Here is a 15,257-nt window from a genome sequence, read left to right as displayed (position 1 = left end):
TTTAAAAAAGTTTGCAGTAAATTATAATAAGTATATATTTGCAGCCGCTTTCGAAGAAAGAAAGGGCGATTAGCTCAGCTGGTTCAGAGCACCTCGTTTACACCGAGGGGGTCGGGGGTTCGAATCCCTCATCGCCCACAACAAAAAAAGCCGTTTGAAATTCAAACGGCTTTTTTTTGTTTCTAAACCACAAAATTGATAATCTTGTTCGGCACAACAATTACCTTTTTAGGTGATTGACCATTCAGCTGTTTTATAGTTTGCTCATTTGCCATAACTTCTTTTTCTACCTCAGCAGCAGTTAAAGTAGTGGGCAATTCCAAAATAAAACGCATTTTACCGTTAAACGAAACAGGGTATTTGTAATTGCTTTCGGTTAAATATTCCTCGTTAAATTTAGGATAAACCGCCTCAGAAATACTTTCTTTATTACCCAGTTTCGCCCATAGTTCTTCGGCAATGTGTGGTGCATAAGGCGAAAGTATAATACACAAATCTTGTAAAATTGCTCGTTTGTTGCATTTTAGTGCTGTTAGCTCGTTTACACAAATCATATAAGCCGAAACGGGTGTATTAAACGAAAAACGCTCGATATCTTCTTTTACTTTTTTAATGGTTTTGTGTAAGCTTTTTAGTTCTTCTTTGGTTGGGGCTTCATCACTTACATTTAACCCATTATCATCGTGGAACAAACGCCACAGTTTTTTTAAGAAACCATGCACACCGGTAATTCCTTGCGTATCCCAAGGTTTGTGTTGCTCTAAAGGCCCCAAAAACATTTCGTAACAACGTAAAGTATCGGCTCCGTATTTTTCTACCAATTCATCTGGTGTTTGTACATTGTATTTCGATTTCGACATTTTATCTATTTCCCTTTTGCAAATGATTTTACCATTAACTGTTTCCATTTTAATGTTTTTATATTCAGGGAGCCAGTTTCTAAATGTTGCAATATTTAATGAATTATCCCCCTCGATAAGGTTAACCCATACAGGAATAGTTCTATAAGTAGTGAATGAAACATCAGGAATATCATTTATAGTTAGATTTTGCTGTGAATCACCATTTTCAAACTCTTTCGTATCTATTTTTGTGGGGTTAAGATATTCCTTTATTCTTTCATCTTCTGCAGAGTAAATAACATTATCAGAACCAATGTAAACCAAAGCACTAACTCCCTGAATCATTCCTTGGTTAATCATTTTTTGGAAAGGTTCTTCAAAAGGGATGAAACCTAAATCGAACAAAAACTTGGTCCAAAAACGTGAGTACAACAAGTGCCCAGTAGCATGCTCGGCTCCGCCAATGTATAAATCTACATTTTTCCAGTAATTTACTTTTTCTTTAGCTACAAACTCGTGGTCGTTTTTGGCATCCATGTAACGTAAAAAGTACCAACTGCTGCCTGCCCAACCAGGCATGGTGTTGAACTCCATTCTATCCCCTGGGCAAGTTACATTCCAAGCTTCTTTCTTCGCTCTTGCCAATGGTGGCTCACCATCTTCGGTAGGTAAATATTTATCTACTTCGGGCAATTCTACCACTTCGTTTCCTTCTAACAAATAAGGTATTTCTCCTTTGTAATACACAGGAAATGGCTCTCCCCAATAACGTTGGCGAGAAAACACCGCATCTCTTAATCGGTATTGTGTTTTACCTTTTCCAAAACCGCGTTTTTCAATTTCAAAAATGGCCAGTTTAATGGCTTTTTTTGCTGGTAAATCGTTCAGAAAATCAGAATTAGCAATAATGGCATCTTTCTCTGCATAAGCCGCTTCCGAAATGTCTTTGTCTTTAAATATATTTTTGATTTCGATATTAAAATGTTTGGCAAAGTCCCAATCGCGTTGGTCACCACAAGGCACCGCCATCACAGCTCCTGTTCCGTAGGTTGCCAACACGTAGTCGCCAATCCAAATTTGCACTTTATCGCCAGTAAACGGATGTATAGCGTAAGCTCCTGTAAAAGCACCGGTAATATTTTTTATGTCCGATTGTCTATCTCTTTCCGATTTTAACGATGCGGCTTTTTTGTATGCTTCAATTGTTGCTTTTTGTTCAGCAGTAGTAATAACATCAACCAATTCGTGTTCGGGTGCAAGCACCATAAACGAAACTCCAAAAATGGTATCAGGTCGTGTAGTAAAAACTTCGATAAAATCAGTCTTCAGTTCACAGTTTTCAGTTGACAGTTTTGTAGACTGTGGACTGTGGACTGCAAACTTCACACTAGCCCCCTCACTTTTTCCTATCCAATTTCGCTGAATATCTTTTACCGAATCTGTCCAGTCTAACCCTTCTAATCCACTAATTAAACGCTCGGCATAAGCAGTAATTCGCATACTCCATTGGCGCATTAACTTTTGTTCAACAGGGTGTCCTCCACGTTCAGAAACGCCATCTTTTATTTCATCATTAGCCAAAACGGTTCCCAATGCAGGACACCAATTCACCCATGTGTCCGATAAATAAGCAATACGGTAATTCAAGAGCATTTTTTGTTGCTCTTCTTCGCTCCAATTGTTCCAATCGTTTGCAGAAAAAACGGCTACATCATCACAAACAGCATTTACTTCAACATTTCCTTTGGTTTTAAATTGCTCAATTAAGGTTTCTATTTTCTCTGCTTTATCAGCTTCTTTATTGTACCACGAATTAAACAATTGTTTAAAAATCCATTGTGTCCACTTGTAGTAACTAGGGTCTGATGTTCTAACTTCCCTATCCCAATCGAACGAAAAACCAATTTTATCCAATTGATTTCTATACCCTGGAATAACATTTCCTTGTTTATCCACTCCACCTTCAATATTCATTTTGGTAGTAATAGCAGGATGTTGACCCGTTTGAATAGCATATTGTTCGGCAGGCAAACCAAACGAATCGTAACCCATTGGATGCAACACGTTAAACCCTAATAAACGCTTGTAACGAGCAAAAACATCCGATGCAATGTATCCAAGCGGATGACCAACATGCAAGCCAGCTCCAGATGGATAAGGAAACATGTCTAACACATAATATTTAGGCTTAACGCTATTGTCTTTTGCAGCAAACGTTTTATTTTCGGCCCAATATTTACGCCACTTGTTTTCTATTTCGTTATATTGATATTGCATCGTTAATAAGTCTTTTATTAGAGCCACGAAATTAACAATATTTAGCAGTATTTTTGAGCAAATAAGTTGTTTATAGCCAAGTTAATATTATTTTTGAAACCGAAGTTTGAAGACTGATTACTGAAAACTGTGAACTAAATAAAATGTCGAACGGAGAAAATAAACATACCACGAGAAGATTAAAATCTTCATATTTCACTACCATAATTAGTATTTCGTTAGTGCTTTTTATGTTGGGAATATTAGGTTTGATTGTATTGAATGCTAAACAAATTTCCGACCACGTAAAAGAAAATATTGGTTTTTCAATTATTTTAAAAGATGGCATTAAGGATGTGGAAATTGTACAAATTCAAAAATCGTTAGATGCAGAAAACTTTGTAAAATCTACACATTTTATTCACCCAGATTCAGCTGCAGCAGAACTTCAACAAGAATTAGGCGAAGATTTTATTAGCTTTTTAGGTTATAACCCGTTATTGGCTTCTATTGATGTTAAACTAAATGCTGATTATGCCAACAACGACAGTTTAGCTGTTATTGAAGCAAATCTAACCAACAATCCAAAAATTAAGGAAGTGTTTTATCAAAAAGATTTAGTGAGCTTGATTAACGAAAACGTAAAAAAAATCAGCATCTATTTATTAGGATTTAGTGGCTTACTGCTTGTCATTGCGATGGCGCTAATCAACAACACCATCAGATTATCCATTTATTCGAAACGATTTTTAATAAAAACCATGCAATTGGTTGGAGCAAAGTCAACTTTTATTCAAAAACCATTTGTGTTAAAAGGTATTGGAAACGGTATTGCTGCCGCAATTTTAGCCATCGGACTAATTGTGTTGTTTTTGTATTACCTACAAAAACAAATGCCCGAAATTATTGATTTCAAAAACATCGAATTATACGGTGCTTTATTTTTAATAGTAATTATTTTAGGAATTTTAATCTCCTGGATTTCTACAACCCTTGCCGTTCGAAAATATTTACGAATGGATGCTGGAAATCTATATTAATTAAACAATTATGAGCGAAAACAACAGAATAAATAACGATTTTGCTTTTGGTAAGCAAAATTATATGTTAATGATAATAGGTACTGCTTTAGCCATTTTAGGTTATATTTTAATGTCGGGCGGTGGCTCTGACGACCCAGCAGTTTTTAGTGAAGAACTATTTAGCTTTAGACGTATGTTTATTGCTCCAGCCCTAATCATTATTGGGCTAGCTGTTGTAGGTTGGGGAATTATGAAAAAGGTAAAGTAAAATCCCACCCCAACCCTCCCAAAGGGAGGGAGTAATATGACTATTTAAACTCTTCACACTCTTCACATTAATAAATCATGACCATTCTCGAAGCTATAATTCTTGCCATCATTGAGGGTATTACTGAATTTTTACCTGTATCATCAACAGGACACATGATTATTGGCTCTTCAATTATGGGTATTGCCCATGATGATTTTACCAAAACATTTACTATTGCTATTCAGTTTGGAGCTATCCTTTCGGTTGTAGCCATTTATTGGAAACGCTTTTTTCAATCGGTTAATTTCTACTTTAAACTAGCTGCTGGTTTTTTACCTGCGGCTGTGTTTGGCTTACTGTTAAATGACTTTATAGATGCCATGCTTGAGAATGTAATTGTAGTAGCGGTATCTTTATTATTGGGTGGAATTGTTTTAATCTACGTTGACAAATGGTTTAAAAAAACCGAAGAATTAGGAACATCTGAAGTTACTTATCCGACAGCATTAAAAATTGGTTTATTTCAGTGTTTAGCAATGATTCCTGGAGTGTCTCGTTCTGCCGCAACCATTATTGGTGGTTTAACTCAAAAAATGAACAGAAAAGCCGCTGCTGAATTTTCTTTTTTTCTTGCCATTCCAACCATGTTAGCAGCGACAGGCTATAAATTGTTAAAGTTTTATAAAGATGGCGGTGGTTTTCATGGTGAAGAAATTACCTTGTTAATTATTGGAAATTTAGTTGCTTTTATTGTAGCCATTATTGCAATAAAAGGATTTATCAGTTTCTTAACCAAACATGGTTTTAAATATTTTGGATACTATCGTATTGTTGTTGGAATAATTATTCTAGCACTTTATTTTATGGGAATTGAACTTACCATAGTATAATGCAACAACTTCAAGACAAATTTTTAAACGGACAAATCATTTTAATTGATAAACCATTAAAATGGACATCGTTTGATGTGGTAAAAAAAATTCACTATCAATTACGAAAAGAATTAGACCTTAAAAAAATAAAGGTTGGTCATGCAGGAACACTCGACCCTTTAGCAACAGGACTTTTGATTATTTGCATAGGGAAATTCACCAAAAAAATTGACGAAATTCAAGCTCAAACCAAAGAATATACTGGAACCATTACCATTGGTGCAACAACTCCATCATTCGATTTAGAAAAAGAAGTTGATGAAGAATTTCCTACCAACCACATTACTAAAGAAATGATTGAAGAGGTAGCAAAATCATTTCTTGGAGAACAACAACAAACAGCCCCAATACACTCAGCAAAAAAAATTGACGGAAAACGAGCTTATGAGTATGCCAGAAGCGGCGAAGAAGTAGAAATAAAATCCAATACAATCACCATTAAATCGTTTGAGATTCTAGGGTTTTCAACCAATATTAATGAGCTAAAAGATACTGTAAAGATTGACGAAAATTACAAAAACGACAGAATCAATTTGGTTCCAAACTACGAAAAAGGACTACATGTAAAATTTAAAATTTCTTGTAGCAAGGGTACATATATTCGTTCTATTGCTAGAGATTTTGGTTTACGACTCAATTCTGGCGCTCACTTAAGCGAACTTCGCAGAACCAAAATTGGCGATTTTGACGTAGAAAATGCTTTGCCTAATATAGATGTAACTTCCCTTTTAGTTACTCTCTAACATTTGTAACAACTCATCTAATTTTGGCGAAAGAATAATTTCCGTTCGTCTGTTTTTCTTTCTACCATCAGCAGTATTTGTCATATCCAATGGTATATATTCACTTCGACCAGCAGCTGTCAATCTTTTTGGGTTAACACTACTATTAGAAGTAATGATTTTAACCACAGATGTTGCTCGTTTTACACTCAAATCCCAATTATCAGCAATGTCGCCCTTTCCATTTAAAGGAACATTATCAGTGTGTCCTTCAACTAAAATATTAATTTCTTGATTTTGCTCTAATACTTTTGCCAATTTCTTTAACACATCAACCCCTTTAGTTGCTACAGCATAACTTCCTGACGAAAACAACAAACTTTCATCTAATGAAACATACACTTTCCCGTTTTTTTGTTGAATAGTTAATCCATTGTTTTCAAATCCAAGCAAAGCATCTTTTACTTTATTTTTTAATGCCGTAACTAACGAATCTTTTCTATTAATCATTGCTTCCAGCTCATTTACTCTCTTTTCTCTTGAAGCTAAATCAGCCGTTAATTTTTTTAATTTTTCTTCTTTTGCAGTTAATGAACCTTCTAATGTTCTCAATGCATCTTCTTTCGATTGCAATTCTTCCTGAGTCTTTTGCAAATCTTTCATCAATTTTTCAGTGGTTGTTTTATTTCCTGATAACAATTCATTGTTTTTATCTAACAACAATTGGTAGGTTTTATTGATGTTATCATAATTACTAGTCATTAATCGTAATGAGTTGCCCATAACACTTGTATCCTTCTCCAAAGCAGATATAGCTTTTTTCAACTGTTCAATAGAAACCGACATTTCGTTCGACTTCTCTTCAAGTTCTTTATTTGAGTTCTTTAAACTTGCATTTTCATCAGAGCATGTTTTATATTTAGCATTTAATTCTTCATATTTCCTTGATGGAACACAAGAAAACATTAATCCAATTACAATTACCGAAATCGTATAGACTTTAATTTGTTTCATAGCTCTAGTTTGTTTTTCAATACAATACTATTCTTTTAAAGCGTTCTTTTAACCATGGTTAATTATATTTTATAAACAAACAACTATTCAAAACCTTAGGAATGCAACTTTTAGTCGAATTTTATCGTCGAATGTACAAGGTAATTGGTTAATTTTACTCTCTAACTAAACTAAACACATGAAGACAAACAAACTAATTCTTTCTTTACTAATCTTGATTTCTACTAGTTTGTTGGCTCAAAACAAATCAGGCAACTGGTGTTTTACAGATCAGCAAACTCAAATATTAGAACAACAAAACCCTAATATTATTCAACAAAGACAAGACTTAGAAGATTATATATTAAACTTTTCTCAAACTTATGACCCTGTTGCCAAAAAAGCTACAATTATCATTCCTGTTGTTGTTCATAATGTAACACACAGTGGTGGTCAGGCTTATGTTTCAAAAGCACAAATTGAAGCACAAATTGCTACATTAAACCAAGATTTTAAGCGTTTAAATCCAGATGCAGGAATGACTCGAGCTTTATTTGCTCCTTATGCAACTTCTTTAGATATTGAATTTCGATTAGCAAGAAAAGACCCTAATGGAAACTGTACAGAAGGTATTGTAAGAGTCGAATCTCCTTTGAGTTTAAACCCTAACCCTAGAGATAATGTTAAGGCAACAAGCTATTGGGATAGTAAAAAATATTTTAATATTTGGGTAATCGATGAAATCTCTTCAAATCCTGATGGATCTTATGTGGCAGGTTATGCTCAATTCCCAAGCTCAGGAATAAATAATACTTATGGTGTGGTTATGGTAAACCAGAACTTTGGAGCTGGAGAAAGAACATTGACTCATGAGGTTGGCCATTGCTTTAACCTATACCATACTTTTCAAAGCAGTTGTGGAGGAAGTTGTGGTAGCTCTGGAGATTATTGTTGTGACACCCCTCCTGTATTTGAATCTTCTTTTCCTTGTGATTTTAATCAAAACACTTGCTCAAATGACAATACTGGAGGATCTCCTTATGGTGGAAATGTTGTAGACCAGATTGAGAACTACATGAGCTACAATTCTTGTCAAAACATGTTTAGTTTAGATCAAAAAACTAGAATGATGGCTACTTTAAATTCTACAAGTACTGCCACGGGTTTAGCACAATTATGGAATGCTGGAAATTTAGCTTTTACAGGTACAGCTGACCCGTACGATACAAACCCAATTTGTATTCCTTGGGGAGCAAATTTCACCTATAATAAAACTAAGGTTTGTGAAGGAGAGCAAGTTACTTTTAGCGATATTGACACTTACAATGCAACTCCAACCTTATGGGACTGGACTTTTGTTGGGGGATCGCCTAATGCTTCAAATGCTGCTTCTCCAGTGATTAGTTACAACACTGCTGGCAGCTATGGCGCAACATATTCACCTGGAACATCTGCTGGATACTACACTCCTGCGGTTTCTAAAAATAATATAATAACTGTTAGTTCCATTGTTGCTCAGTATACATTGCCATTTTCAGATAGTTTTGAAAATACTACACAATTTAACAATGATTGGACAATAGAAACATTAAGTGGTTTAGACTGGGAACTAACCTCTACAGCAGCTTATACTGGAACTAAATCTGTAATTGTTTATAACAACTACAATTCACCTAACGACGTTACGCAACTTATTTCTCCGTCTTACAATCCATCATCGATGACCGTTCCAAAACTTAGTTGGAAATCGGCTTTTGCTAAAAAAGCAACTGGAAGTAGTAATGACCAATTAATCATTTATTCTTCGATTGACTGTGGCGCTTCATGGCAAATTGTTACGATAAAAACTGCATCAACAATGTCGAGTGCACCAAATACTGATGCTGATTTCTTTCCTTCAGGGACAGCTCAATGGAAAACATTTACTCAAACACTAAGTGCTGGACTTGCTTCTTCTTCAAATGTTAGATTTAAGTTTTATTTGAAAAATAATGGAGGAAACAACTTATTCTTAGATGACATAAATGTTTTTGGTGATTCACCAGTCGGCATTAATGAATTTAAACCTATTAACAACTTTTCGGTGTACCCGAACCCGACAAAAGAAAGTGCTTTCATCGCTTTTGACTTGAAGTCTGAAATTCAAAATTTAAAAATTACTTTAAAGGATGTTCTTGGCAAAGAAATAACTACTATTGTAAATGGTCACAGCTTCATTTCAGGAAGATACAACATGAGTATTGATCAAGGAAAAAAACTAAGTAGCGGGCTTTATTTTATAGAGTTTAATGCTGACAATAAAATAACTATAGAAAAATTAATTGTACAATAATAATCTACTAATTCAAAAATAACATGAAAAATATATATTTAATTATAGGTCTTGCACTTAGTGTAAGTGTTAATGCTCAAAAAGGGATTCCTGGTATTGATTATAGATCGTGTTCTGCAGCCGAACGCAACAATGAAATTATTGATAATAACCCTGCTATTAAAGCTTTAATGGACCAACAACATGCTGATGCATTAGAATGGACAAAAAACCATTATGGCGAAATAATTACAGATGCAACTGGTAAAAAAACAATATTATATGTAATACCTGTTGTTTGGCATGTAGTACATAATGATGGTCCTGAGAATATTTCAAGGGCAACCATAGAAAATGAAATAGCTGAATTAAATAAGGATTATCAAAAATTAAATCCAGATTGGGGTAATGCACATGCAGCTTTTCTTGGTATAGTTGCCGATGTTCAAGTTGAATTCAGATTAGCAAGAAAAGACCCTGATGGCAATTGTACAGAAGGAATAACGAGAACTAAAAATGTAATAACTTATGCAATGGATGAATCGGCAAAAACGATTGCTCCATCATGGAATAGAAATGGTAGATATTACCTTAACATTTGGATGGGACAAGCTATAGGTAGTGGTGCTGGTGGCTATGCTTATTATCCAGGTGTTGTTCCTAACAATAGAGATGGCGTAGTATTAAGAGCTGCTCAATTAGGAAATACTGTAACTCATGAAGTAGGACATTGGTTGAATTTAGCTCACTGCTGGGGGAGTTCTAACACTCCTGGTGATGCTGGAAACTGCTCTTCTGACGACGGAGTTGCTGACACTCCTAACACAATTGGTCAAACAGGTTGTACTTCCACAGCATCTTCATGTAGTTCTGTAGATAATGTTCAAAACTATATGGAATATAATTTTTGCGATTTAATGTTTACGGAAGGACAAAAATCAAGAATGCATTCAGCTTTAAATAGCGCTGTTGGAGGAAGAAGTACTTTATGGTCTCCAACAAATAGAGCTAATACGGGAATCGATGATCCATATGTTCAAAATCCTGTATGTATATTAATGGGGACCGATTTTACCTATAACAAAGAATATTTATGTGAAGGACAACAAGTTACTTTTAATGAAATAAACACTTATAATGGTACAGCAACACAATGGGATTGGACATTTAATGGTGGAACCCCTAATGTATCAGGAGCACAAACTCCTACTATTGATTATAATACTGCTGGAGTTTATAGCGCATCTTTAAAAGCTGGAAATGGAGCAGGATGGGGTCCTTTAGCAAACAAATTCAACATTATCACTGTTAGTTCTATTAATGCACAATATACGCTTCCATACGCCGACAGTTTTGAGAATGATGTTGATTTTTATAATGATTGGTGGATAACAGCTCAAAGTGGTAGCCCTTGGGAGCAAATTAACACCTTAGGCTATACTGGATCTAAATGCGTAAAGGTTGATAATATTTTTAATTCTGCTAATGACGTTACAGAATTAATTTCACCTTCTTACAATTTATCATCAATGACTGTTCCAAAATTAAATTGGAAAAATGCCTTTGCTAAAAAAGCTACAGGAAGTAGTAATGATCAATTAATTATATACTCTTCAATTGATTGTGGAGCTTCATGGCAAATTGTTACAATTAAGACTGCATCAACAATGGCTAGCGCACCTGCTACCAATAGTAGTTTCGTTCCTTCAGGACCAACACAATGGAAAGACTTTACACAAACTTTAAGTGCTGGATTAGCTGCTTCAAGTAATGTACGTTTTAAGTTCTATTTTAAAAGCAATGGCGGAAACAATATTTATATAGATGATATTAATGTTTTTGGTGACGCTTCTACTGTAGGTATAGACGAAGTAAAGACAGTAAACAACTTTATTGTGTATCCTAACCCAACATCAGAAAGTGCAATCGTTTCTTTTAATTTAACAACTGAAGTAAAAAATTTAAGAATAACATTAAAAGATGTTTTAGGTAAAGAAGTTACAAATATTGTAAACGGACAAAGTTTTAGCGCTGGAAAGTACAACATGAGCATTGACCAAGGTAAAAAATTAGCTTCAGGTCTTTATTTTGTAGAATTCAATGCAGACAATAAAGTTAAAATTGAAAAATTAATCGTTAAGTAATAGTTAAACTAAACTTAAAAAAAGACTCGTTCATTTTGTTCGAGTCTTTTTTTATATAAATAAAAAACCATGAAAAAAATAGGATTTCTAATTGTGTTTTTATACTCTACAATTGGCTTCTCGCAAGAACAAGAAGTTTCAGGAATCAATTATAGGTCGTGCTCTACATCAGAACGATACAATGAAATTATTGCAAAAAATCCAATAATTAAGCAATTAGTGGATCAACAAAATAATTTTGCTCAAGAGTGGACAAAAAATAATTACGGTAAAACAACCATAGATGCTAGTGGTAAAAAAACCATTACTTATATTATACCTGTAGTATGGCATGTTATTCATAACGATGGTCCTGAGAACATTTCTAAAGCAGCTATCCAAAACGAAATTGCCGAGTTAAATAAAGATTTTCAAAAGTTAAATTCCGACATTAATAATGTACATCCATTATTTGCAGGAATTACTGCTGATTGTCAAATTGAATTTAGACTAGCAAGACTAGATCCCAATGGAAATTGTACAGAAGGTATTACTAGAACCAAAAGTACTTTAACTTATGCAATGGATGAAATTGTAAAAGAAACAATAAGACCATCCTGGAATACACCGACAATAAAATATTTAAACATTTGGCAAGGCACCAAAATCTCATTTGATGCAGGTGGTTATGCATTTTATCCTGGTACAACAACCGATGAAACAGAAGGAATTGTATTAATTGCTCAACAATTAGGAAACACAGTTACTCATGAAGTTGGTCATTATTTGAATTTGCCTCATTTATGGGGTGACAGTAATGACCCCCAAGACCCAAACAATTGTTTTGATGATGACCAAGTAGCAGACACCCCTAACACAATAGGAAGAACAGGGTGTTTGGCTACTGCAAGCTCATGTGGTTCTATTGATAATGTTCAAAATTACATGGAATATAATTTTTGCGACCTTATGTTTACCGAAGGGCAAAAACAACGAATGCATGCTGCGCTTAATTCACCTATAGGAGCAAGAGATATTTTATGTAGCCAAGCAAACCTTATTAATACCGGTACTGCTGATCCTTATGATGCAAATCCTATTTGCACTCCAATTGCAAATTTCAATTACAACAAAAAATTTATTTGTGAAGGACAACAAGTTTCATTTACTGACAACTCATTTAATGCAACACCAACCTTATGGAATTGGACTTTTAATGGAGGAACACCTTCTTTTAGCAACATACAAAACCCAACGATTACTTATAATACTAAGGGAGTATATTCGGTAATTAACGAGCCTGGCACAACAACTGGCTCAGGGTATCATAAAAAAGATAGTATTATTATTGTTAGTAGTATAAATGCTGATTATCTCTTGCCTTATTCTGAAGGTTTTGAAAACACAGTTAATTTCGCTAATAATTGGTTTTCGTTTGGTACTGCTGCAAATAATTGGGAACATACAACTTCGGTATCTTATAGCGGAAATAATTGTGTTAAAATTAACAACATAACTAACAATTCATCAACAATAACTGAGCTAATCTCTTCAACATTTGATTTATCTACTATCCCAAATCCAAAAATTAACTGGAAAAGTGCTTATGCTAAAAAATTATCAGGAGGTAACGACCAACTTATAGTATATTCTTCAGTTGATTGTGGATCAACTTGGCAAATAGTGGGTATAAAATCTGCAAATGTATTAAGTAGTGCTCCTGCAACAAATTCGCCATTTATACCTGCAGATACAACCCAATGGAAAGAACATGATTTGGTTTTCAACGCTTCTTTAGCAGCTTCAAGTAATGTAAAGCTTAAATTCTACTTTAAAAGTAATGGAGGCAATAATTTTTATTTAGATGATATTAATTTAATAAGTGATATCTCAACTCAAATTACTGAACAAAGTCCAATTGAATTTATTAATATTTTCCCAAATCCAAGTAGCAATAATACAACTTTAACTTACTTACTGAGTTCAAATATAAAATCGTTAAAAATTACCTTGAAAGATGTGTTAGGTAAAGAAGTAACAACAATTGTTAATGACCATAGCTTTTCTGCTGGAAAATATACCTTAACGGTTGATCAAGGAAAAAAACTAGCTTCTGGATTATACTTTATTGAGTTTAATGCCGATGAAAATATTCGATTAGAAAAATTAATCGTTAGGTAATAAAAAGAAAGGCTTCCAAAATTGGAAGCCTTTCTTTTTATTGTATTATCAAGTTTATAAATCAAACTTAATTCCTTGTGCTAAAGGTAAACTATCAGAATAGTTAATGGTGTTTGTTTGTCTTCTCATGTAAACTTTCCAAGCATCAGAACCCGATTCACGACCACCACCTGTTTCTTTTTCGCCACCAAAAGCCCCTCCAATTTCAGCACCAGAAGTACCAATATTTACATTAGCTATACCACAATCAGAACCTGAGAATGATAAGAATTTCTCAGCTTCTTTCATTTCGTTAGTCATAATTGCAGAAGATAATCCTTGAGCAACGCCATTTTGTTTTTCAATAGCATTTTCAACTTCTCCTTTGTATTTCATTAAATATAAAATTGGGGCAAAAGTTTCATGTTGTACAATTTCAAAATGATTCTCTGCTTCAATAATACAAGGTTTAACATAACATCCACTCTCGTAACCTTCGCCACTTAATACACCACCTTCTACCAATACTTTTCCTCCTTCGGCTTTCGCTTTTTCAATTGCAGCTAAGTAGGTATTTACAGCATCTTTATCGATTAACGGACCAACATGTTTGGTTTCATCTAATGGATTTCCAATTTTAATTTGTTTGTAAGCACCAACAATAGCATCTCTTACTTTATCATAAACCGATTCGTGAATAATTAATCTACGTGTAGAAGTACATCGTTGTCCGCAAGTACCAACAGCACCAAAAACAGCTCCTGGAACTACTACTTTTAAATCAGCCGATGGAGTAATAATAATGGCATTGTTTCCACCTAATTCTAATAAAGATTTTCCGAATCGTTGAGCAACAGTTGTACCAACAATTCTTCCCATTCGGGTTGAACCTGTTGCTGAAACCAATGGAATTCTAGCATCTGTTGTCATCATTTCACCAACTTTATAATCTCCGTTAATGATACAAGAAATTCCTTCTGGCAATTTATTTTCTTTTAAAATTGCTGCAATTATGTTTTGACAAGCCACCGAACACAATGGTGCTTTCTCTGAAGCTTTCCACACACATACATCTCCACAAATCCATGCTAAAGCTGTATTCCAAGCCCAAACAGCTACGGGGAAATTAAATGCTGAAATAATTCCAACAACTCCAATCGGATGCCATTGCTCTCTCATTACGTGTCCAGGACGCTCAGATGGTATGGTTTGACCATTCAATTGTCTTGATAACCCAACTGCAAAATCACAGATGTCAATCATTTCTTGAACTTCGCCGTAACCTTCTTGTAAAGATTTCCCCATTTCGTAAGAAACCAATTTACCTAGTGGTTCTTTTAACTCTCTTAATTTATTTCCAAACTGACGAACAATTTCTCCTCGTTGTGGCGCTGGAATAGCTCTGAAAGTAATAAAAGCACTAGTTGCAGCATTCATTACCTTTTCGTAGTCTTCTTTAGTAGTTGTGGTTACTTTTCCAATCAATTTACCATCGGTTGGAGAGTATGAAGAAATCAATTCTCCTCCACCAAAGTTGTTAGACCCCGTTGATGTTCCTTCATTAACTTCTTTTAAACCTAAAGCCTTTAATGCTTCTTGAATTCCAAATGTATTTGCTGTTAAAACTTCAGACATATTGTGTAATT

General features: G+C 34.4%; 10 protein-coding genes and 1 tRNA gene. 8 read left to right on the top strand and 3 right to left on the bottom strand.

The features are described from left to right. Window positions 1–63: 63 nt before the first annotated feature. Window positions 64–138, top strand: a tRNA-Val gene (locus tag H6589_08725). A 44-nt stretch (window positions 139–182) separates the two neighbouring features. Here the strand turns inward: H6589_08725 and H6589_08720 are convergent. Further along, window positions 183–3,119, bottom strand: coding sequence for a leucine--tRNA ligase (locus H6589_08720; protein ID MCB9174677.1), 2,937 nt, complete (start codon window positions 3,117–3,119; stop codon window positions 183–185). Between the two features lie 143 nt (window positions 3,120–3,262). On the opposite strand from H6589_08720, the gene H6589_08715 reads away from it, so the two are divergent. The 4 genes from H6589_08715 to truB all read left to right on the top strand — a co-directional run bounded on the left by H6589_08715 (window position 3,263) and on the right by truB (window position 6,045). Next, the gene (locus H6589_08715; protein MCB9174676.1) at window positions 3,263–4,138 is read left to right on the top strand and encodes a cell division protein FtsX; all 876 of its coding nucleotides are present in this window, start codon (window positions 3,263–3,265) and stop codon (window positions 4,136–4,138) included. 10 nt (window positions 4,139–4,148) lie between these two features. Continuing rightward, window positions 4,149–4,388, top strand: coding sequence for a DUF3098 domain-containing protein (locus tag H6589_08710; GenBank protein MCB9174675.1), 240 nt, complete (start codon window positions 4,149–4,151; stop codon window positions 4,386–4,388). A 77-nt stretch (window positions 4,389–4,465) separates the two neighbouring features. Continuing rightward, window positions 4,466–5,260, top strand: a complete 795-nt coding sequence (locus tag H6589_08705) for an undecaprenyl-diphosphate phosphatase (GenBank protein ID MCB9174674.1) — start codon at window positions 4,466–4,468, stop codon at window positions 5,258–5,260. Next, window positions 5,260–6,045, top strand: a complete 786-nt coding sequence (truB, locus tag H6589_08700) for a tRNA pseudouridine(55) synthase TruB (protein ID MCB9174673.1) — start codon at window positions 5,260–5,262, stop codon at window positions 6,043–6,045. The genes H6589_08705 and truB overlap by 1 nt, the downstream gene beginning before the upstream one ends. Here truB and H6589_08695 read toward each other — a convergent pair. After that, window positions 6,031–7,038, bottom strand: a complete 1,008-nt coding sequence (locus H6589_08695; GenBank protein MCB9174672.1) for an OmpA family protein — start codon at window positions 7,036–7,038, stop codon at window positions 6,031–6,033. The two genes, truB and H6589_08695, sit on opposite strands and share 15 nt — an antisense overlap. A 178-nt stretch (window positions 7,039–7,216) precedes the next feature. Here H6589_08695 and H6589_08690 point away from each other — a divergent pair, with 178 nt between their 5' ends. From H6589_08690 to H6589_08680, 3 genes are all read left to right on the top strand, one after another. Then, a complete protein-coding gene (locus H6589_08690; GenBank protein MCB9174671.1) occupies window positions 7,217–9,349 on the top strand; it encodes a T9SS type A sorting domain-containing protein in 2,133 nt (710 codons plus the stop codon). 23 nt (window positions 9,350–9,372) lie between these two features. Next, a complete protein-coding gene (locus H6589_08685; protein ID MCB9174670.1) occupies window positions 9,373–11,472 on the top strand; it encodes a T9SS type A sorting domain-containing protein in 2,100 nt (699 codons plus the stop codon). 69 nt (window positions 11,473–11,541) lie between these two features. Continuing rightward, on the top strand, window positions 11,542–13,632 hold the full coding sequence (locus H6589_08680) for a T9SS type A sorting domain-containing protein (GenBank protein MCB9174669.1): 2,091 nt from the start codon (window positions 11,542–11,544) through the stop codon (window positions 13,630–13,632). A 54-nt stretch (window positions 13,633–13,686) separates the two neighbouring features. Here H6589_08680 and H6589_08675 read toward each other — a convergent pair whose 3' ends face one another. Continuing rightward, window positions 13,687–15,246, bottom strand: a complete 1,560-nt coding sequence (locus H6589_08675; GenBank protein ID MCB9174668.1) for an aldehyde dehydrogenase family protein — start codon at window positions 15,244–15,246, stop codon at window positions 13,687–13,689. Between the last annotated feature and the right edge of the window lie 11 nt (window positions 15,247–15,257).

It is taken from the genome of Flavobacteriales bacterium (assembly GCA_020635795.1).
In the GTDB taxonomy this organism is placed as follows: Bacteria; Bacteroidota; Bacteroidia; order Flavobacteriales_E; family Vicingaceae; genus Vicingus.
This window is presented reverse-complemented; position numbering and strand designations above follow the sequence as displayed.

Coding starts and splice junctions, on each gene's coding strand:
- H6589_08695 (MCB9174672.1), bottom strand. CDS start 7,038: ATGAAACAAATTAAAGTCTATACGATTTCGGTAATTGTAATTGGATTA.
- H6589_08690 (MCB9174671.1), top strand. CDS start 7,217: ATGAAGACAAACAAACTAATTCTTTCTTTACTAATCTTGATTTCTACT.
- H6589_08710 (MCB9174675.1), top strand. CDS start 4,149: ATGAGCGAAAACAACAGAATAAATAACGATTTTGCTTTTGGTAAGCAA.
- H6589_08675 (MCB9174668.1), bottom strand. CDS start 15,246: ATGTCTGAAGTTTTAACAGCAAATACATTTGGAATTCAAGAAGCATTA.
- truB (MCB9174673.1), top strand. CDS start 5,260: ATGCAACAACTTCAAGACAAATTTTTAAACGGACAAATCATTTTAATT.
- H6589_08705 (MCB9174674.1), top strand. CDS start 4,466: ATGACCATTCTCGAAGCTATAATTCTTGCCATCATTGAGGGTATTACT.
- H6589_08715 (MCB9174676.1), top strand. CDS start 3,263: ATGTCGAACGGAGAAAATAAACATACCACGAGAAGATTAAAATCTTCA.
- H6589_08685 (MCB9174670.1), top strand. CDS start 9,373: ATGAAAAATATATATTTAATTATAGGTCTTGCACTTAGTGTAAGTGTT.
- H6589_08680 (MCB9174669.1), top strand. CDS start 11,542: ATGAAAAAAATAGGATTTCTAATTGTGTTTTTATACTCTACAATTGGC.
- H6589_08720 (MCB9174677.1), bottom strand. CDS start 3,119: ATGCAATATCAATATAACGAAATAGAAAACAAGTGGCGTAAATATTGG.